Below are 17,752 nucleotides of genomic sequence, written 5' to 3'. Positions count from 1 at the left end.
TTAACCGTGAATCATTTCCTTTTTACTAAGGTTTTTCATGATTCCCGCTTCATAGGCTAATAGGTTTTTCCATTTTTTATCAACCTCTGTTCTATCACCGTATTGTCTTGCAAAATTTAAAAACATGGTATAGTGACTGGCTTCACTTATCATTAGTTTATGATAGAATTGAGCTAATTCTTTATCTTCAAGCTGTTCAGAAAGTAATCTAAAACGTTCGCAACTTCTGGCTTCAATTAATGCTGCATATAGTAAACGATGAACCAACTGTGTAGTTCGACTTCCACCTTTTGGAAAAAATTTCAATAACTCAATCACATAGTAGTCTTTACGATCTCTACCTAAGGTCTTTCCTCGTTCAAGAATTATATCATGTACCATTTTAAAATGTCCCATCTCTTCTCTTGAAAGGGCAATCATTTCTTTTATCAAATCTGTATATTCAGGAAAAGAAACAATAAGGGAGATAGCAGTGCTGGCGGCCTTTTGTTCGCAATAGGCATGATCGGTCAATATTTCATCAATATTTTTTTCGACGATGTTTACCCATCTAGGGTCTGTTGGTAATTTTAATCCGAGCATTTTTGTGAATAATTGTAATCAAAGATATTATAACTATTGTAAGAAAATATAATATTACCGTAAGTACATAGTTATCTTTGTATAGTTCACATTTATTAAAAGAATATAGATTTAATGAGAAGTGACATTACTAGTATTTTGGAAGCTACACTTACAGACAATAGTGAACCCAAAATAAAATCGTGGTTAGATGAAAAGCTAGAGTTAATTCTAACTCAAAAATCTGCAAGACAACTATATTTGACTTATAGTTTAATAGGTACGAAGTTTCCAAGAGGATTAATAATAGAAAATTTAAGAAATCCGATTAACAGTTTTTTGGTACAACAAAAGCCTAGTTTAATCCAAGTTGCAAGAATCTTTCTCCTTAGTAAAGTTTTAATTGAAGAAGAATCTTTTTTTATGCCTAAGATTCAGAATTTAATTCAAGTTGCCGACACAGGCGAGCTAGAAACGTTTCTTAAATATCTAGTGTTATTGCCTAACTCAGAAAATTATCATTTTGCAGCTGTTGAAGCTTTAAGAACAAACATAAGTTCAGTTTTTGAAGCTATTGCTATGAATAACCCGTATCCGGCAGAATATTTTACAGACCAAGAGTGGAATCAAATGTATTTAAAAGCCGCATTTATGCAATTAGATTTGGGTAAAATCATGGCTGTCGACAAACGGGCCAATAAGCAATTGGCAAGAATCATTTCAGATTATGCCCATGAAAGATGGGCTGCATCACGTAATATAGACCCTCTATTTTGGCGGCCAACGTCAAATTTTTTAGAAGGAAAATTAATTAGCGATGTAAACCGACTTTTGAATAGTGATAATGAAAATGAAGTTAAAGCTGGGGCTTTGGTTTGTTATAATTCGGACTTAGAAACAGGAAAAAAAATACTTAATGATTTTCCAGATGATTTGGTGGAAAAAGTAAGATCTAATGTGATTAGCTGGGAAAATTTAAAAAATTGATTATGGGAGAAAAATTACAATTTATTGATCCTCATGTACATATGAGCGCAAGAACAACAGATGATTATGAAGCTATGGCTAAAGCTGGTGTTGTTGCAGTTATAGAGCCTTCATTTTGGTTGGGTCAACCTAGAACCCAAGTAGGTTCTTTTCAAGATTACTTTAATAGTTTGGTTGGTTGGGAACCTTTTAGGGCAAGTCAATTTGGTATCAAGCATTATTGTACAATTGGGTTGAACTCAAAAGAGGCCAATAATGAGGCACTTGCAGAACGGGTAATGGAGCTTCTCCCTCTTTATTTGCACAAAGAAAATGTAGTAGCGGTTGGCGAAATAGGATATGACGACCAAACGCCAGCAGAAGACAAGTACTTTCGAGAGCAATTAGAACTTGCTAAAGAATTTAATATGATGGTGCAGGTTCATACTCCCCATCGCGATAAAAAGGCCGGTACCATTAAAAGCATGGAAGTTTGCTTAGAGCACGGGCTTGACCCTAGTAATGTAATAATAGACCATAATAATGAAGAAACAGCCCAAGAAGTACTGGATAGAGGTTTTATAGCGGCGTTTACTATTTACCCAAAAACTAAAATGGGCAATGAAAGAATGGTGGCCGTTGTGAAAAAGTATGGTAGTACAAATATAATAGTAGACAGTTCAGCAGATTGGGGAGTTAGTGACCCTCTTGCCGTTCCGAAAACAGCAGGTCTAATGCTCAGAAGTGGAGTCGATAAAAAAGATGTTGTTAAAACCTGTTATCAAAATGCCCTAGATGTTTTTGGCAAATCTGGTAAAATTAAAGAAGAACACTGGAATAATGCTCGTGGAGTAGATCAAAGACAACTTTTTAATGATAATAGCGTGCTTAGAGGTCAAGAACCAAAAGTCGAGAATGATAGAATAGTATAATGAACCCCAAAATAAGAGGCTATTTACAACTATGCCGCCCAGCTAATTTACCTACGGCCGCTGCAGATGTTTTAGCGGGTCTTGCCATTGCTGGTTTTTTTGTTAATCAAATTAGTTTATTTAATTCAAGTGGCTGGCTTTTAGTTTTCGCCTCAATATTTCTTTATGCAGGTGGTGTTGTTTTGAATGATGTTTTTGATGTAGAAATAGATAAAATAGAGCGTCCAGAAAGACCTATATCTAGCGGTTTGATTAAACTGCAAGATGCTAGATTATTTGGATTTTGCCTTTTATTATTAGGTGTTGGAGGGGCCTTTTTGAGTACCATAGAAAGTGGTCTTGTCGCACTGATCTTGGCAGTATTGATTTTAACTTACGATGCTTTTTCAAAAAACCATCCTTTTTTAGGCCCACTTAATATGGGACTTTGTAGAGGTTGCAACCTCTTAATGGGTATTTCGGTGTTTGGTAATTTTGATAAGCTAGAGTATATCATTATCCCAGTAATCTACATTGCAGCTATAACCAGGGTAAGTCAAGGTGAAGTACATGGTAAGAATAAAAGAAATATTGTATTAGCAGGAATATTATATGCGGTTGTAGTTTTCTTACTGATGTATTTTAATAACGCTTTGTTATCATTAGCAATATATAGTTATGTATTTTTGGTACTTTTTGTTTTGGCTATAGGAATACCTTTGTTCAGGGCATTTCACGAAAACACACCTATCAATATTAAAAAAGCGGTCAAAGCTGGAGTAATCTCTATCATCTTGCTAGATGCTGCAATAGCCGTACCTTTTTCTAATATATTAATTGGAGTTTTAATACTTTTATTACTGCCTATTTCTATTTTGCTATCTAAAGCATTTGCAGTTACCTAATTTTAGGATTATGAACCTTACTTCAATATCGCAGACTTTTTCGGTGAACTTCAATTATAAGTTGCACTTTACAAATGGTCTTTTTGAATTGTCAAACCCTTTCTTTATAAATCTTATAAGAGAGTATCAGAATGATGGTCAGGTAAAGCTGATTATAGTAGTTGATAAAAATGTCTCTGATGCTAACAGTAACTTATTAGATGATATTAGTAGCTATACTTTAGCACATAATGCCCATATAGATTTAAAAGAGATAATAAAAGTAGTTGGCGGTGAAGCTAGTAAAAACAAGCAAGCCAATGTCGAACGTATTTGGAAATCAATTAATGAAAAAAGTATTTGTAGGCATTCTTTTGTTATCGTTATTGGCGGTGGCGCTGTCATAGACATGGTGGGTTATGCAGCAGCTACAGCTCATAGGGGAGTAAAGTTAATTCGTGTACCTACTACAGTTTTGGCTCAAAATGACGCGGCAGTTGGAGTTAAGAATAGTGTGAATGCTTTTGAAAAGAAGAATTTTATAGGAACGTTTACAGTACCCTATGCGATTATTAATGATTTCGATTTTTTAAAAACATTAGATCAAAGAGATTGGATTTCTGGTGTTGCTGAAGCATTAAAAGTGGCATTGATTAAAGATGCAGATTTTTTTGAATTTATTCAAAATAACGCGAAGCAGCTATCAGATAGAAAAATGCAAGCCATGGCACCTTTGATTTATAAATGTGCCGAAATACATATGCACCACATCAGCCAGGGCGGTGATCCTTTTGAAAATGGATCTTCAAGACCATTGGATTTTGGCCACTGGGCGGCTCATAAACTAGAGCAAATGACAAACTACGAGCTTCGCCATGGTGAAGCTGTAGCCAAGGGAATCGCATTAGATGTTACCTATTCTTATTTGATTGGACTAATTGATGAACAAACTTTAAACCAAATTTTAGAAGTATTTTATACTGTTGGTTTTGATTTAGCACTGCCTATTTCAAATACTAAAACTGTTGATAAACTTTTAAAAGGAATCGAAGAATTTAGGGAGCATTTGGGAGGTCGATTGACCATCACGCTAATTTCAGGAATTGGGAAAAAGCATGATGTGCATCAAATTGATAAGGAAAGAATGCAACAAGCTATAGCTTTAAGGAGCATAGAACAACAATTATTTTCTTAACATGTTGATTAAAGATTTTCACCTTACATATTGTACCAATATTCATCCTGGAGAGGACTGGGAAACTACTTTTGAAAGTTTGAAGAAGTATATTCCAGGAGTAAAAAAAGAAGTTGCGGGGAGCAAAAAATTAGGTATTGGACTTCGCCTTTCTAACAAGGCTAGTGAAGAATTGGGCTTAGAAAGTGTTTTATATGATTTTAAGGATTGGTTGCAAGCAAATGATGTATATGTTTTTACCATGAACGGTTTTCCCTATGGAAATTTTCATGGTGAAAGGGTAAAAGACAAAGTGCACCAACCAGATTGGACAACCCACGAAAGATTGGAATATACTTCTCGATTATTTAAACAATTAAATTACCTACTGCCTACGGGTATTTCCGGTGGAATTTCTACTTCTCCTGTATCCTACAAGCACTGGTTTAATAGTGAATCTGAGCTTATAAAAGCAAAAGAGATTGGTGCTGAAAATATGCTAACAGTAGCTATGCAACTGTTTCAAATTGAAGAAAAAACAGGTAATTACCTGCATCTTGATATTGAGCCTGAACCAGATGGAATTATTGAAAATAGTGAAGAGGTCCTTGACTTCTTCAATAATCACTTGATTCCGAAAGGCATAAAAAAGTTTAAGAAAGAATATGGTTTTAGTGATGAAAAAGCTACAATATTAATTAAAAGATACTTGACCGTATGTTATGATGTTTGCCATTTTGCACTGGCCTATGAAGAACCTCAAGACTCGTTCGCTAAATTTAGAACGAATGGTATAAGAATTGGAAAAATTCAAATTAGTGCGGCGTTAAAAATACTTTTTTGTGATTCTGAACAGCGTGAAATTTGGGAGTCATTAGAAAAATTTAACGAGCCTACCTATTTGCATCAAGTTACTGAACTAATAGATGGCAAGGTAGTGACCTACCAAGATTTACCGTTAGTTTTGGACAATAGAAAGAGTGCCAACGAGTTGAGAGCACATTTTCATGTGCCTATTTTTCTCGAGAAATTTTCAAATTTATACTCCACCCAAGATCAAATTTTAAAAGTGATTTCTTATCTACTTCAAAATAACATATGTGAACATTTAGAGATTGAAACTTATACGTGGGATGTTTTACCTAAAGAATTAAAAAGACCCCTTTCGGAGTCAATTATACGAGAAATTAAATGGCTGAAAAACCAGCTGATATGAGGAAAACCGTAGTCATTAATGTTGTAGGGTTAACAAACCGTTTAATTGGGGAGCATACCCCTTTCATCAAATCATTTTTGGAAAAAGGCAAACATAGTCTTATCAAACCGGTTCTACCTGCCGTCACTTGTACAGCCCAAAGTACATATTTAACCGGAAAGTGGCCTTCTGAACATGGTATCGTAGCTAATGGATGGTATTATAAGTACGAATGCGAGGTTAAATTTTGGAAGCAATCAAACAAGCTTGTACAAGCTCCAAAACTTTGGGAAAAACTCAAACAAAAAGACTCAAATTTTACATGCTCAAATATGTTTTGGTGGTACAACATGTATTCCACTGTTGATTTCAGTGTCACCCCAAGACCAAATTACTTAGCTGATGGACGCAAGATACCCGATGTGTATTCTCACCCAGCCGATTTACGAGATACTTTACAAAACAAATTAGGCACTTTTCCACTATTTAATTTTTGGGGGCCAAAAACCTCAATCAAATCAAGCCAATGGATTGCTGATGCTACTATAGAAACAGATAAACTGCATGATTCAACCTTAACGCTGGTTTATTTGCCGCACTTAGATTACAATTTACAACGATATGGTAATGATTTTGATTTGATTTCCAAGGACTTGAATGAGATTGATACTGTGGTCAAAGATTTAGTGATCTACTTTGAATCTAAAAGTTCTCAAGTTGTATTGCTTTCTGAATACGGTATAACAGATGTAAATAATCCAATTCATTTGAATCGGGTATTGCGAAAGAACGGGTATTTGAAGATTAGGGAAGAAAGAGGACTTGAGCTGCTTGATGCCGGTGCAAGCGAAGCTTTTGCGGTTGCTGATCATCAGATAAGTCATATTTATGTGAAAGATAAATCAAAAATTGAAGGAGTTAAATCAATTCTAGAAACCATCAATGGTATAGAAACGGTTTTCGAAAAATCAGAAATAAATCAAATTGATTTAAACCATGAACGAACGGGCGACCTTGTGGCAATAGCAGATGCTGACTCTTGGTTTACGTATTATTTTTGGAACGATGATCAGAAAGCACCCGATTTTGCACGTATGGTCGATATACATAAGAAACCAGGTTATGACCCAGTTGAAATGTTAACAGACCCAAAAGATAAGTTAGTACTATTTAAAGTGCTTTATAAGCTTTTAAAGAAGAAACTAGGGTTTAGAACCGTTATGGATATCATTCCTTTAAATGCTGATTTGATAAAGGGCTCACATGGACGCATTCCAGATGATAAAGAAGATTACCCTATTTTTATTTCAAATAATAAAAAATATAATGGCAAAGAAGAGATTAAGGCCATTGACGTTTTCCAAATTTTAGAACAACTTTTAAACCATCCAAAATGAAAAAGTTTTTGAAGATTTTAGCTTTCATTTTTACTGCTTTATTTGTTTATGCCGCAGCAGTGCAGTACAATGATCCCGATGCCGTTAAATGGTATGCCATTTATGGTTTGGCAGCACTAGCCTCATTATTATTTGGTCTTGGTAAACTTCGTGTAATGTGGGCTATTATTTTGACAGTTTTTTATCTAGGTTTAACAATTTATACATGGCCTCAAAAATTTGAAGGTGTCACCATTGGAGAAGGGGATATTATTAATATAGAGCGGGGCAGGGAAGCTTTAGGTTTATTAATTGCCGGAATTATGATGGCGATATACGCAATTACGAATCGCAAAAGCTAAAATAATTTATAAGTCTAAATCAAACTCTTTTCTAAGCAGGTCTAGGGCAGGATTTTTCTCTCTCAACTTTTCGTATTTCTCTTCAGGTGTAAATGCAAACTTCTTTGCGTTCTCCTCATTAATAGTAATTCTAAGAGAAATTGAATGATTATTAAGCCGTTCTTTTAAATGATTGAGCATAAGACTTTGTTCTCGTTCTACCTCCTTTTTCATTGTTGAATTGGGCAGTTCAATCCAAATAGTATACTTTTCAATCAGTTTTGGTGTATCCGCTTGAAGATTAGCAGCTAGTATTTTTTTACCTTGATTCTCCAGTTCTTGAACATAATTGTTCCAAAGCTCTTGCATTTTCAATTCTTCAAAATCTTCTTCGGGTAATTCTATATGATCTTCAGTACTTATTTTGGCTTTCTCATGTTCTTTTTTTGCTTTAAGACTAGATATGGAAAGCCCTGACACTCTTGTTGAAGTTATATTGAGGTCGACTTTTTTAATTTCTGATTTTTGTGAAATTTGCGTTTTGCCTGCTTCTGACTCTAGCACTTTGGAAATTGGCTCTTCGACAATTGTGGTTGCTTCAGATTTAATTATAGTATCAATAACTTCCTCTTGAGGAATTGATGCTACAGCTGTTTTTTGAAATATATCACTTTTAAAATAAGAAGAAGGAATTATGAAATCAGACTTTTTTTTTTCTCCATCAAAAGTTATGGAAGCTAATTTCATTAAGGTCAGTTCAACTAATAACCGTTGGTTTTTACTTGCTTTATATTTTAAATCGCAATCATTGGCCATGTCAATAGCTTTCAAGAGAAACTCTTTTGTAACGTCCATTGCTTGCTCTTGGTACATTTTCTTGGCCGTTTCACCGACCTCTAACAAATTAATGGTCTCTTTATGTTGGCATACCATTAAATCGCGAAAATGCGATGCTAGACCAGTAATGAAATGGTGCGCATCAAAACCTAAAGCCAATGTCTTGTTCAATAGCATAAGCAATTCAGGTATCTTATTCTCTTGAATCAACCTTGTTACCTCAAAGTAAACATCATAATCTAGAACATTCAAATTTTCGGTGACTGCTTTTCTTGTAAGGTTTTTTCCGGAAAAACTTACGACCCTATCAAATATAGATAGTGCATCGCGCATGGCACCATCTGCTTTTTGGGCAATAATATGCAAGGCATCATCTTCGGCTACCACACCTTGTTCCTCAGATATATATTTTAAATAATTGGCAGCGTCTTTTACTGTAATACGCTTAAAATCAAAAATTTGACATCTTGAAAGTATGGTCGGGATTATTTTATGCTTTTCAGTCGTTGCCAAAATAAATATAGCATGCTTAGGGGGCTCTTCTAGAGTCTTTAAAAAAGCATTGAAAGCTGATTGGGAAAGCATATGAACCTCATCAATTATATATACCTTGTATTTGCCAATTTGAGGTGGAATCCGCACTTGATCAGTTAGACTTCGTATGTCATCGACGGAATTGTTCGAAGCTGCATCTAATTCAAAAATGTTAAAGGCAAAGTCTTCATTGTCTCCAATACTATCATCCTGATTAATTTTTTTTGCAAGTATCCGGGCACAAGTTGTTTTACCAACACCCCGTGGTCCGCAAAAAAGTAATGCCTGTGCTAAATGGTTATGAGTAATGGCGTTTTCTAATGTATTGGTAATAGCCTCTTGTCCAACAACATCTTTGAATGTTTGGGGTCGGTACTTTCTAGCTGATACTATGAAGGGTTCCAATACAATTGTTTTGAGTACTCACAAATATAAAAATAGCGAAATGGATAATCGAACATAGAGAAGGACAGCACAACTTTTTTATTAACAATTGCTGTACCTTTGCATATGCAGGTCACCTTATCGCTCTAATTTATTAGAGAGGAAAGTCCGGACACCATAGTGCAGTATAGCGGGTAACACCCGTCATCCGTGTATAACGGAGCGGACAAGTGCAACAGAAAGCAAGTACAGTTCGGCTGTAGTGAAATCAGGTAAACTCTATGCGGTGAAACGTCATGTAAACCAGTATTTTAAGGTAGCACGCCTTAGCTGGAGGGTAGGCGGTTGGAGCTTTTGGGCAACTAAAAGTCTAGATAAATGATAAGGATTCACATAGTGAATACAGGATCCGGCTTATGACCTGCTTTTTTCAAAAAAGCTAAAAAAGTTTCCACCATATTTTCGTTTTTGTGAGAAGTAAGCTAAATCATTCAATTCCGTCTGTTCAGAATGTTCGATAATTAATACTCCACCTTCAAAAAGCAATTCATTTTCAAAAACCAATTTAGGAATTTTAGCAAACTGCTCTGTATTAAAATTATATGGGGGATCTGCAAAAATAATATCAGCTTTTATCTTGGTCTGATTTAGAAATTTGAAAACATCGCTTTTAATAGTCGTAATATTGAACTGCAACTCTTTCGAAGTTTTTGAGATAAATTGTATACAGCTGGTATTTAAATCTACTGCGGTAATATTTTGTGTGCCCCTCGATGCAAATTCATAACTTATATTACCAGTGCCAGAGAAAAGGTCTAAAACAATTAAATCTTGAAAATAATGAGTGTTATTTAAAATGTTGAATAGTGCCTCTTTAGCCATATCTGTAGTAGGTCTGACTGGAAGTTTTTTTGGTGCTATGAGGCGCTTTCCTTTATAATGACCAGAGATGATTCGCATTAAAATGAACTTAAAATTGTAAGGTCGATAGAATGTTTTCTTATGGTCTCTATATCGATAAGTTTGTGAGTTGGTTCAAAAACAGAAACTTTTTTGATGTATTGATAACAGATGTTGAAAAGTGGGTCATCTTCTTCTATAGTACCAAAAAGTTTGAGTTTTACGTGCTCTACATCAAGGTCTAGCTGTTCATAGGTAAAAAGAATGTAATACAGAAAATCTTCTTTGGTCTTGTATCGGAATTGATTGAATAGTAAAAGCTTTTTTTGTTTAAAAACCACTAGTTCAAAATTGAACTTGTTAACATGTGCATAGCAAACTGTTTTGGAACCAATTTTTTGATTAAAAAGTGATTGGAGTAAAGTAGTACTGCTGTGGGTATAATCAAACTCACCATAAAGATCAAAAATAAAGTTGTTGATATTGGTGAAAGGCACATAAACGCTTACAATTTCATGATTTTTTAGTTCATCGAAAGAAATTTGGTCATTGGCCAATAATTTGGTGTTGAATTTTAAATAATTAGGAAGTTCATCAGGTTCAAATAGCGATATAGGAACAAGACTGAACATGTCATTTTTATGGATAACAGTTACAGTCGAGAATGAAAAAGTAGTTAATTCATGTTTCTCAAGGAGGTTTTTTAGTTCTTTTTTAAGTAAATAGGGTGTTGTCTCGGTCTTAAAATTAATACAATCATCAATAACAACTTTTTGCGATATAGTATCTAAAACAAAAAAAGAAAGTCCATTCAAACTAATTTGAATGGACAACTTCTTGAAGGATTCAGAATCGCTTAGCGCGTCTTTATATCTACTAGTCGTTTTTTCTGTCATAAATTGGTGGCCAATTACCATTTGTGCTTACATCAGTTAATGATCCAACTTTAATAGTGGTACCGTTAACTTCTTCAACACTCATATGAGCATTTTCGCGCGCCAGAAGATCTTTAGGTTGATCATAAAGCACGACATTTTTGTTGACTTTGGCCTCGAAAACCGGAGCTTTATAACCACTTTTATCGATAATATCGGCTTTCAATTCAAATTTCTCACCATTAGCAGCACCAGGTACTTCCATTAAGCTTTTGTAGCGGTCATCACTTTTAAATAAGGAATCTTTTACCTTTACGAAACCTAGAGTATCAATAATAATAGTGTCTTTTTGCAATTCAATTTGATACACTTTGTCAAACCTCATAAAAGAAGAATCTCTTTGCTGGGTAATAGTGTAACTTCCCGTATCAACAAACTTAATTAAACTATTAAAATTACCTGCATATCTTCCATTCACAGATTTGTATGCTTCCTGAGAATCTCTAATATCTTTTAGTTTGGCGATAACCTCAGAGAATCGTTCTTTACGTACCTTATTAAATTCTATTGGAGCGTTAACCGATTGATATATCAGATAGCCTAAAAAGATGCAAACAATCCAAAGTACAATTTGTATGATGGTCTTCATTTTATAAGTGTTAATTAGATTTAGTGGTTATTCACAAATCTACAATTTTTTTTTAATCACAAAAGTTTTTGTCCTAAAAATGATGACTATATTTGAGGGGTCATGGCCGACTTGAATACTCAAGATTTTCTTAAGATTTTAATTGAAAAATTTCCTCATCAACCTACTGTTTTACAAGAGACGGCTTTAAGCGCGCTGTCAGATTTTATCTTATCAAGAGAAAAAAATAGACTCTTTTTGCTAAAAGGATATGCCGGTACCGGTAAGACTACTATTACTGGTAGTTTGGTCAAAAATTTGTGGAGGGTTAAAATGAAAGCCGTATTATTGGCACCAACGGGCAGAGCAGCAAAAGTAATGTCCACTTATTCTGGAAATCAAGCTTATACGATTCATAAAAAGATATATTTTCCCAAGAAGCAGTCTGGTGGAGGAGTACAATTTGTGTTGGCTCCTAATAAGCATAGAGATACTTTATTTATTGTAGACGAGGCATCAATGATACCTGATGCTCCTTCAGATTCTAAGCTGTTTGAGAATGGCTCTTTGTTAGATGACCTTCTCTTTTTTGTTTATTCAGGTTATAATTGTAAACTAATCTTAATTGGTGATACTGCACAATTGCCTCCCGTTAAATTAGATTTAAGTCCTGCGCTAAATCAAGAGAGATTATCCTTAAACTATAATAAGGAAGTTACTAAGATTGAGTTAGATGAGGTTATGAGGCAAAGCAGTGAATCTGGAATTTTATATAATGCCACTAATTTAAGAGAGCAATTACAGCAAGAGTTTTTTGAACAGTTTAAATTTCAATTGTCCAATTTTACTGATATAGTAAGATTAATAGATGGGCATGAAATTCAGGAAGCAATAGATAATTCTTATTCAGAGAATGGAAAAGAAGAGACCGCATTAATTGTACGCTCCAATAAGCGAGCTAACTTGTACAATTCAAATATACGTGAGCGCATACTTTATTTGGACAATGAAATCTCGGTAGGAGATTATATGATGGTTGTTAAGAACAATTATTTTTGGTTAAAAGCTACTTCTGAAGCTGGTTTTATTGCCAATGGTGATGTTATTGAAGTTCTCGAGCTATTTTCAATTAAAGAGTTGTACGGTTTTAAATTTGCTGAAGTCAAAGTGCAAATGGTTGATTACCCAAATCAAAAACCTTTTGAAACGGTTTTACTTTTAGATACCGTAAAAGCCGAAACCCCTTCTTTACCTTATGAAGATAGCAATAGACTATACCAAGAGGTTTCAAAAGATTATGCCCATGAAAAATCAAAGTATAAGCGCTTTCTAGGAGTTAAGAACAATAAATACTTTAACGCATTACAGGTCAAATTTTCATATGCAATTACTTGCCATAAATCTCAGGGAGGACAATGGAACACAGTTTTTGTAGAACAACCTTATCTGCCAAATGGTGTTGATAAAGAATATTTACGATGGTTGTACACTGCAGTTACTAGAGCAAAAAATAGATTATACCTTATTGGTTTCAAGGCCGATTTTTTTGTTGACGGGGAATAACTTATTTTAGTTCAAACTCTAAAAATGACTACAGAAACCATTATAAGCATTTTTTTAGGTATAGGTCTCGCAGCTTCAGCCGGCTTTCGTGTTTTTTTACCACTTTTTGCATTGAGTTTAGCGTCTTATTTTGGAGTTTGGGATCTTAATGACAGTTGGACATGGATTGGCAGTTTGGCGGCTGTTTCGACTTTAGGTATTGCGACTTTAGCGGAAATATTTGCTTATTTTATCCCTTGGGTAGATAATGCTCTTGATAGCTTGGCAATTCCATTAGCGGCAATAGCAGGTACTGCCGTAATGGTATCTACAGTGGCTGATTTAGACCCAGTTATTACTTGGTCATTGGCAATAATTGCCGGTGGCGGAACTGCTACTGCAATAAAAGGAGCCAATGCAGCTGGGAGGTTAACCTCAACAGCAACAACAGGAGGATTGGCAAACCCTATTGTTTCCACAGTTGAAACTGGTACTGCGGTCGCTGTTTCGACAACATCAATTCTAGCACCATCAATTGCAATAATTCTGGTAATACTAATTTTAATTGTCATTTTCAGTATCTACAGAAAGCTAAGGCCGAAACTCAAATAATCAACCTTCAAATACAATAAAAGTGAGAATAATCTCTATGATACCGGCAAGATATCAAGCCTCTCGTTTTCCCGCAAAGCTAATGCAGGATCTTAATGGCAAACCCGTTATTCTAAGAACCTATGATGCTGTTATAGATACCAATCTTTTTGACGATGTCTATGTTGTTACGGATAGTGATGTGATTTACTCGTTGATTGAGAAAAATGGTGGTAAGGCTATTATGAGCGAACAAGAGCATGAAAGCGGCAGTGACCGAATTGCAGAAGCGGTCTCTAATATGCAAGTAGATATTGTCATTAATGTGCAAGGCGATGAACCGTTTATTGATAAGGAAAGTTTACATCGAATAATAGAGGTGTTTAAGGATGATACTGAAAAAGAAATCGATTTGGCTTCCTTAATGACTCCAATTACTGTTTGGGACGAGATTTCAAACCCAAATACAGTAAAGGTAATTGTAGATAAACGTAATTTTGCGCTCTATTTTTCACGCTCCCCAATTCCTTATCCAAGGGATAAAGATGCAGGAGCAGTATATTACAAACACAAAGGTATTTATGCTTTTAGAAAAAGAGCCCTGGCAGATTTTCAAAAGTTGCCAATGTTGGCATTAGAAGCAACTGAAAAAATAGAGGCCATACGATTTTTGGAGTACGGCAGAAAAATACGAATGGTAGAAACTCATGTCACTGGTATTGAAATTGATACTCCTGACGATTTAGAACGCGCAAAAAAAGCATGGAGGTAGATTTAACCAATATAAAAACAATTGGCTTTGATGCTGATGATACACTTTGGGTCAATGAGACTTATTTTCGTGAGACTGAAGAAAATTTTGCTGAACTTTTAGAGAGCTATGAGACAAAAAATAAAATAGACCAAGAGCTTTTTAAAATGGAAATGAAGAATTTAGAACTCTATGGTTACGGTATAAAAGGATTTATGCTCTCTATGGTAGAATCTGCCTTAGAGTTGTCAAATAATAAAATTTCACCAGAAGCTATTTTAAAAATATTGAGTCTGGGTAAGAATATGATTTCACATCCAGTGGAATTGTTAGATGGGGTAGAAGAAGTTTTAGCTAAGTTACAACCTAAGTATAGACTGATTGTATTGACGAAAGGAGATCTTTTAGATCAAGAGCGAAAATTGGAGAAATCAGGCCTTTCTAAGTATTTTAATCATGTTGAAGTTCTTAGTGATAAAAAAGAGAAAAATTATATGAACCTTTTAGAACATCTTGAAATCAATACTAATGAATTTTTAATGGTAGGGAATTCATTAAAGTCAGATGTTATACCTATAGTAAACATTGGTGCAAAGGCAATTCATATTCCTTTTCATACTACATGGGCACATGAGATGGTGTCTAGCGAAGAAGAGCAAGTTAATGATCATTTGAAACTGGGTTCCATTCGCGATATTTTGAAGTACATGAATTAATAATGAAGACAGACAATAAATTAGAAAATAAAGACACAATCCTGAAAACGAAAAGACATTATAAAAACTTTCCGATGGTGCCACGTGTGGTATATGGTAGGGGAAGTTTTGACCAATTAGCAGATATTTTATTACCCAAAAGGAAAAATTCTGATGCCCCTTTTATTTTTTTAGTTGACGATTTTTTTGAGAATTCAGATTTACAGACTAGAATACCATGGTTGTTTAATGATCAAATTATTTTCATTTCGGCAGATGAAGAACCTAAGACAACACAGGTTGATGAATTGGTTAAAAAAATAAAAGCTGATTTTGATGAGGTACCATCAGGTATTGTTGGTATCGGCGGTGGCACTTTATTAGATTTGGCAAAAGCAGTTGCCATAATGCTAGGTAATAAGGGCTCATCTGAAAATTACCAAGGATGGGATTTGGTAAATAAACCAGCCCTATACCATGTTGGTGTACCAACAATTAGTGGTACTGGGGCAGAAGTTTCTAGAACCGCAGTACTATTGGGTCCTGAAAAGAAGTTGGGCATTAATTCAGATTTTACCACCTATGATCAGGTAGTTTTAGATCCAGATTTAACAGGTACAGTACTAACAGAGCAATGGTTTTATACTGGTATGGATTGTTTTATACATTGTGTAGAATCTTTGAATGGAACGTATTTGAATGCCTTTAGTCAAAGTTATGGTGAAAAGGCCTATGAACTCTGTAAAGAGGTTTTCTTGGAAGATTTGCCAAAAGAAGAAGCTGAAGAAAAGTTGATGATGGCATCTTGGCATGGGGGTATGAGTATTGCTTATTCACAAGTAGGCATAGCTCATGCAATGAGTTATGGACTATCATATGTTCTAGGCACAAAGCATGGTATCGGTAACTGTATTGTTTTTACGCATTTAGAAGAATACTATCCAGAAGGTGTGGCCTTATTTAACAAAATGAGACAGAAACACAGTATTACACTTCCTAAAAATATTTGCGCTAACCTCGGCGAAGAAGAAATGGATACTATGATTACCGTAGCATATTCCATGGAAGCTCTTTGGGAAAATGCGCTTGGCAAAAATTGGAAAGAATGTATATCAAAAGAAGACCTCAAAAACATATATCGGAAAATCTAATCGTTTTTTATAATGAACAGACTAAATCTGTTTAATGTTCCATAAAATAGCCAAGTTTATTTACTTTAAAATGATGGGGTGGCAATTAGAAGGTCAATTTCCAGAAATAGATAAGTGTGTTATTATAGTTGTTCCTCATACGCACTGGTTAGATTTTCCATTAGGTCTTTTGATACGCAAAGTATTGGACCAAGAGATTAATTATATTGGTAAGAAAAGTCTTTTTAAACCTCCCTTCGGATGGTTTTTTAGATGGACGGGAGGAGCTCCAATAGACAGAAGTACTACCCAAAATTCTGTTGAAGCAGTTGTCGAGGTATTTAAAAATCGTAAAATATTCAGGTTTGCCTTGGCTCCGGAGGGTACCCGCAATAAAGTAAAAGCTTTAAAAACAGGGTTCTATTATATTGCAAAAGCAGCTAAAGTTCCTATTATTATGGTCGCCTTTAATTTTCGGGAAAAGAAAATTAGTATTGCAGAATCGTTTTATGCTACGGAAGACATCAATAAGGATTTTCGAAAAATTAGAACTTTCTTCAAAGATGTTAAAGGCAAAATACCTGAAAATAGTTTTGGACTTTGATTCTAGCCAAATCTTACAGTTTCTTTAAAACTCTCGTTTTTGTTGTATCCACAACTTTTTTTGAATTTCCAGGAAATACCAAGTTGGTACTTGAATAGGTGTTTCCAAAAGTAATAGCCGCTGCATATACTTGTTGAATAGCATCAACAACTTGAGCATCGCCTAATTCTCTTAAAGGATGTGTATAAACAGACCATATAATTTCATCGCTTAAGGCATATTTTACATCCAAAGCTGAATGAAAATTGGCTACCAAGGCATTCAGTAGTTCATCTTCTGTAAGTTCTTCCCTTTTTACAATGGGTGAGATGATACGCATGCGATTGGCATTTTCATCATAGATACAAATCAATAACCCACTGTTGATGCTAAACTGTATTTGATTATTAGTTATAGCTGCAGTATCCGCTTCTTGTTGAATAATTTCAATAAGCTTCTCCGAATTCATTTCTTGCGAATGGGTTTGAAAGGATATTAACAAGAGAGAAATAACGAAAATCAGACGGTACATATCGATAGTTTGTTATTACAGTCGTTTTAAATGATGTTTAATTTCAGCAGATATAAATTTTATAACACAACGAGACTAAATTCAAATTAAATCTTGAGTTGTCAAAATTCTTTGTTTAAAGCCATATAAAAATCATCGTATCATAAAAAGTTAAAGGCTATTTCTTCAATTAAACTGGGTAGGTTGTTTAACAAGAACAAGAGTTAATTTTAACAAAAAATCACTATAATCCTTTTTTTAGGTATTTCAACGAAAAAAATCAATTTCACTAAAGGTAAAAAAAACATAATACTATTTTGCTCTTCGATATAAGACAACGAATGTTCTGAATATATTAAAAGCGTTGTTAATATCACTTTTTT

General features: G+C 34.5%; 18 protein-coding genes, 1 other RNA gene and 1 pseudogene. 14 read left to right on the top strand and 6 right to left on the bottom strand.

The genetic code is table 11. The features are described from left to right. On the bottom strand, positions 1–582 hold the full coding sequence (locus RM706_RS15825) for a MiaE family protein (protein ID WP_311353242.1): 582 nt from the start codon (positions 580–582) through the stop codon (positions 1–3). Positions 583–696: 114 nt separating this feature from the next. On the opposite strand from RM706_RS15825, the gene RM706_RS15820 reads away from it, so the two are divergent. The 7 genes from RM706_RS15820 to RM706_RS15790 are packed head-to-tail and all read left to right on the top strand — an operon-like array spanning position 697 to position 7,429. Continuing rightward, a complete protein-coding gene (locus RM706_RS15820; RefSeq protein WP_311353241.1) occupies positions 697–1,548 on the top strand; it encodes an EboA domain-containing protein in 852 nt (283 codons plus the stop codon). A gap of 2 nt (positions 1,549–1,550) precedes the next feature. After that, a complete protein-coding gene (locus RM706_RS15815; RefSeq protein ID WP_311353240.1) occupies positions 1,551–2,459 on the top strand; it encodes a TatD family hydrolase in 909 nt (302 codons plus the stop codon). Further along, entirely contained in the window at positions 2,459–3,343 is an 885-nt protein-coding gene (gene eboC / locus RM706_RS15810; RefSeq protein ID WP_311353239.1) for a UbiA-like protein EboC, read from the top strand. Before RM706_RS15815 ends, eboC begins: the two co-directional genes overlap by 1 nt. Before the next feature lie 10 nt (positions 3,344–3,353). After that, the gene (locus RM706_RS15805) at positions 3,354–4,517 is read left to right on the top strand and encodes a 3-dehydroquinate synthase (protein ID WP_311353238.1); all 1,164 of its coding nucleotides are present in this window, start codon (positions 3,354–3,356) and stop codon (positions 4,515–4,517) included. A 1-nt stretch (position 4,518) separates the two neighbouring features. Next, positions 4,519–5,712 (top strand): metabolite traffic protein EboE, encoded by a 1,194-nt coding sequence (gene eboE / locus RM706_RS15800; protein WP_311353237.1) that lies wholly within the window; start codon positions 4,519–4,521, stop codon positions 5,710–5,712. Then, complete coding sequence (locus RM706_RS15795) at positions 5,688–7,088, top strand: alkaline phosphatase family protein (protein ID WP_311353236.1); 1,401 nt, start codon at positions 5,688–5,690, stop codon at positions 7,086–7,088. The genes eboE and RM706_RS15795 overlap by 25 nt, the downstream gene beginning before the upstream one ends. Beyond that, a complete protein-coding gene (locus RM706_RS15790) occupies positions 7,085–7,429 on the top strand; it encodes a transmembrane 220 family protein (RefSeq protein WP_311353235.1) in 345 nt (114 codons plus the stop codon). Before RM706_RS15795 ends, RM706_RS15790 begins: the two co-directional genes overlap by 4 nt. Before the next feature lie 6 nt (positions 7,430–7,435). Here the strand turns inward: RM706_RS15790 and RM706_RS15785 are convergent, their stop codons facing one another. Then, entirely contained in the window at positions 7,436–9,184 is a 1,749-nt protein-coding gene (locus tag RM706_RS15785; protein ID WP_311353234.1) for a DNA polymerase III subunit gamma/tau, read from the bottom strand. A gap of 104 nt (positions 9,185–9,288) precedes the next feature. Between RM706_RS15785 and rnpB the strand changes: the two genes are divergently transcribed. Continuing rightward, positions 9,289–9,595, top strand: an RNA gene (gene rnpB, locus RM706_RS15780) — RNase P RNA component class A. Here the strand turns inward: rnpB and RM706_RS15775 are convergent. The 3 genes and pseudogenes from RM706_RS15775 to RM706_RS15765 form a co-directional block, all read right to left on the bottom strand. Then, positions 9,593–10,123, bottom strand: a pseudogene (locus RM706_RS15775) (RsmD family RNA methyltransferase); the annotation flags it as partial. The gene rnpB and the pseudogene RM706_RS15775 sit on opposite strands and share 3 nt — an antisense overlap. Then, positions 10,123–10,959: a DUF3822 family protein gene (locus RM706_RS15770; protein ID WP_311353233.1), complete on the bottom strand. Its 837-nt coding sequence runs from the start codon at positions 10,957–10,959 to the stop codon at positions 10,123–10,125. The gene RM706_RS15770 and the pseudogene RM706_RS15775, both read right to left, overlap by 1 nt. Then, the gene (locus RM706_RS15765) at positions 10,940–11,587 is read right to left on the bottom strand and encodes a hypothetical protein (RefSeq protein ID WP_311353232.1); all 648 of its coding nucleotides are present in this window, start codon (positions 11,585–11,587) and stop codon (positions 10,940–10,942) included. Before RM706_RS15765 ends, RM706_RS15770 begins: the two co-directional genes overlap by 20 nt. Positions 11,588–11,689: 102 nt before the next feature. On the opposite strand from RM706_RS15765, the gene RM706_RS15760 reads away from it, so the two are divergent. The 6 genes from RM706_RS15760 to RM706_RS15735 are packed head-to-tail and all read left to right on the top strand — an operon-like array spanning position 11,690 to position 16,879. Continuing rightward, complete coding sequence (locus RM706_RS15760) at positions 11,690–13,129, top strand: ATP-dependent DNA helicase (protein WP_311353231.1); 1,440 nt, start codon at positions 11,690–11,692, stop codon at positions 13,127–13,129. A 24-nt stretch (positions 13,130–13,153) separates the two neighbouring features. After that, positions 13,154–13,720: a DUF4126 domain-containing protein gene (locus RM706_RS15755; protein ID WP_311353230.1), complete on the top strand. Its 567-nt coding sequence runs from the start codon at positions 13,154–13,156 to the stop codon at positions 13,718–13,720. Between the two features lie 37 nt (positions 13,721–13,757). Beyond that, positions 13,758–14,471 (top strand): 3-deoxy-manno-octulosonate cytidylyltransferase, encoded by a 714-nt coding sequence (kdsB, locus tag RM706_RS15750; RefSeq protein ID WP_311353275.1) that lies wholly within the window; start codon positions 13,758–13,760, stop codon positions 14,469–14,471. After that, positions 14,462–15,166 (top strand): HAD family hydrolase, encoded by a 705-nt coding sequence (locus RM706_RS15745; RefSeq protein ID WP_311353229.1) that lies wholly within the window; start codon positions 14,462–14,464, stop codon positions 15,164–15,166. Before kdsB ends, RM706_RS15745 begins: the two co-directional genes overlap by 10 nt. Before the next feature lie 2 nt (positions 15,167–15,168). Next, entirely contained in the window at positions 15,169–16,296 is a 1,128-nt protein-coding gene (locus RM706_RS15740; RefSeq protein ID WP_311353228.1) for an iron-containing alcohol dehydrogenase family protein, read from the top strand. A gap of 34 nt (positions 16,297–16,330) precedes the next feature. Next, the gene (locus tag RM706_RS15735; protein WP_311353227.1) at positions 16,331–16,879 is read left to right on the top strand and encodes a 1-acyl-sn-glycerol-3-phosphate acyltransferase; all 549 of its coding nucleotides are present in this window, start codon (positions 16,331–16,333) and stop codon (positions 16,877–16,879) included. A 13-nt stretch (positions 16,880–16,892) separates the two neighbouring features. Here the strand turns inward: RM706_RS15735 and RM706_RS15730 are convergent, their stop codons facing one another. Beyond that, on the bottom strand, positions 16,893–17,327 hold the full coding sequence (locus RM706_RS15730; protein ID WP_311353226.1) for a hypothetical protein: 435 nt from the start codon (positions 17,325–17,327) through the stop codon (positions 16,893–16,895). Positions 17,328–17,752 lie beyond the last annotated feature (425 nt).

The organism is Croceitalea rosinachiae (assembly GCF_031846445.1).
Lineage (GTDB): Bacteria > Bacteroidota > Bacteroidia > Flavobacteriales > Flavobacteriaceae > Croceitalea > Croceitalea rosinachiae.
Note: the sequence above shows the minus strand (reverse complement) of the source record. Positions and strands in the feature narration are given on the sequence as shown.

What these genes read in the sequence shown, in the direction of transcription:
- RM706_RS15825 (WP_311353242.1), bottom strand. Translation starts at nt 582, where the DNA reads ATGCTCGGATTAAAATTACCAACAGACCCTAGATGGGTAAACATCGTC.
- RM706_RS15820 (WP_311353241.1), top strand. Translation starts at nt 697, where the DNA reads ATGAGAAGTGACATTACTAGTATTTTGGAAGCTACACTTACAGACAAT.
- RM706_RS15815 (WP_311353240.1), top strand. Translation starts at nt 1,551, where the DNA reads ATGGGAGAAAAATTACAATTTATTGATCCTCATGTACATATGAGCGCA.
- eboC (WP_311353239.1), top strand. Translation starts at nt 2,459, where the DNA reads ATGAACCCCAAAATAAGAGGCTATTTACAACTATGCCGCCCAGCTAAT.
- RM706_RS15805 (WP_311353238.1), top strand. Translation starts at nt 3,354, where the DNA reads ATGAACCTTACTTCAATATCGCAGACTTTTTCGGTGAACTTCAATTAT.
- eboE (WP_311353237.1), top strand. Translation starts at nt 4,519, where the DNA reads ATGTTGATTAAAGATTTTCACCTTACATATTGTACCAATATTCATCCT.
- RM706_RS15795 (WP_311353236.1), top strand. Translation starts at nt 5,688, where the DNA reads ATGGCTGAAAAACCAGCTGATATGAGGAAAACCGTAGTCATTAATGTT.
- RM706_RS15790 (WP_311353235.1), top strand. Translation starts at nt 7,085, where the DNA reads ATGAAAAAGTTTTTGAAGATTTTAGCTTTCATTTTTACTGCTTTATTT.
- RM706_RS15770 (WP_311353233.1), bottom strand. Translation starts at nt 10,959, where the DNA reads ATGACAGAAAAAACGACTAGTAGATATAAAGACGCGCTAAGCGATTCT.
- RM706_RS15765 (WP_311353232.1), bottom strand. Translation starts at nt 11,587, where the DNA reads ATGAAGACCATCATACAAATTGTACTTTGGATTGTTTGCATCTTTTTA.
- RM706_RS15760 (WP_311353231.1), top strand. Translation starts at nt 11,690, where the DNA reads ATGGCCGACTTGAATACTCAAGATTTTCTTAAGATTTTAATTGAAAAA.
- RM706_RS15755 (WP_311353230.1), top strand. Translation starts at nt 13,154, where the DNA reads ATGACTACAGAAACCATTATAAGCATTTTTTTAGGTATAGGTCTCGCA.
- kdsB (WP_311353275.1), top strand. Translation starts at nt 13,758, where the DNA reads ATGATACCGGCAAGATATCAAGCCTCTCGTTTTCCCGCAAAGCTAATG.
- RM706_RS15745 (WP_311353229.1), top strand. Translation starts at nt 14,462, where the DNA reads ATGGAGGTAGATTTAACCAATATAAAAACAATTGGCTTTGATGCTGAT.
- RM706_RS15740 (WP_311353228.1), top strand. Translation starts at nt 15,169, where the DNA reads ATGAAGACAGACAATAAATTAGAAAATAAAGACACAATCCTGAAAACG.
- RM706_RS15735 (WP_311353227.1), top strand. Translation starts at nt 16,331, where the DNA reads ATGTTCCATAAAATAGCCAAGTTTATTTACTTTAAAATGATGGGGTGG.
- RM706_RS15730 (WP_311353226.1), bottom strand. Translation starts at nt 17,327, where the DNA reads ATGAATTCGGAGAAGCTTATTGAAATTATTCAACAAGAAGCGGATACT.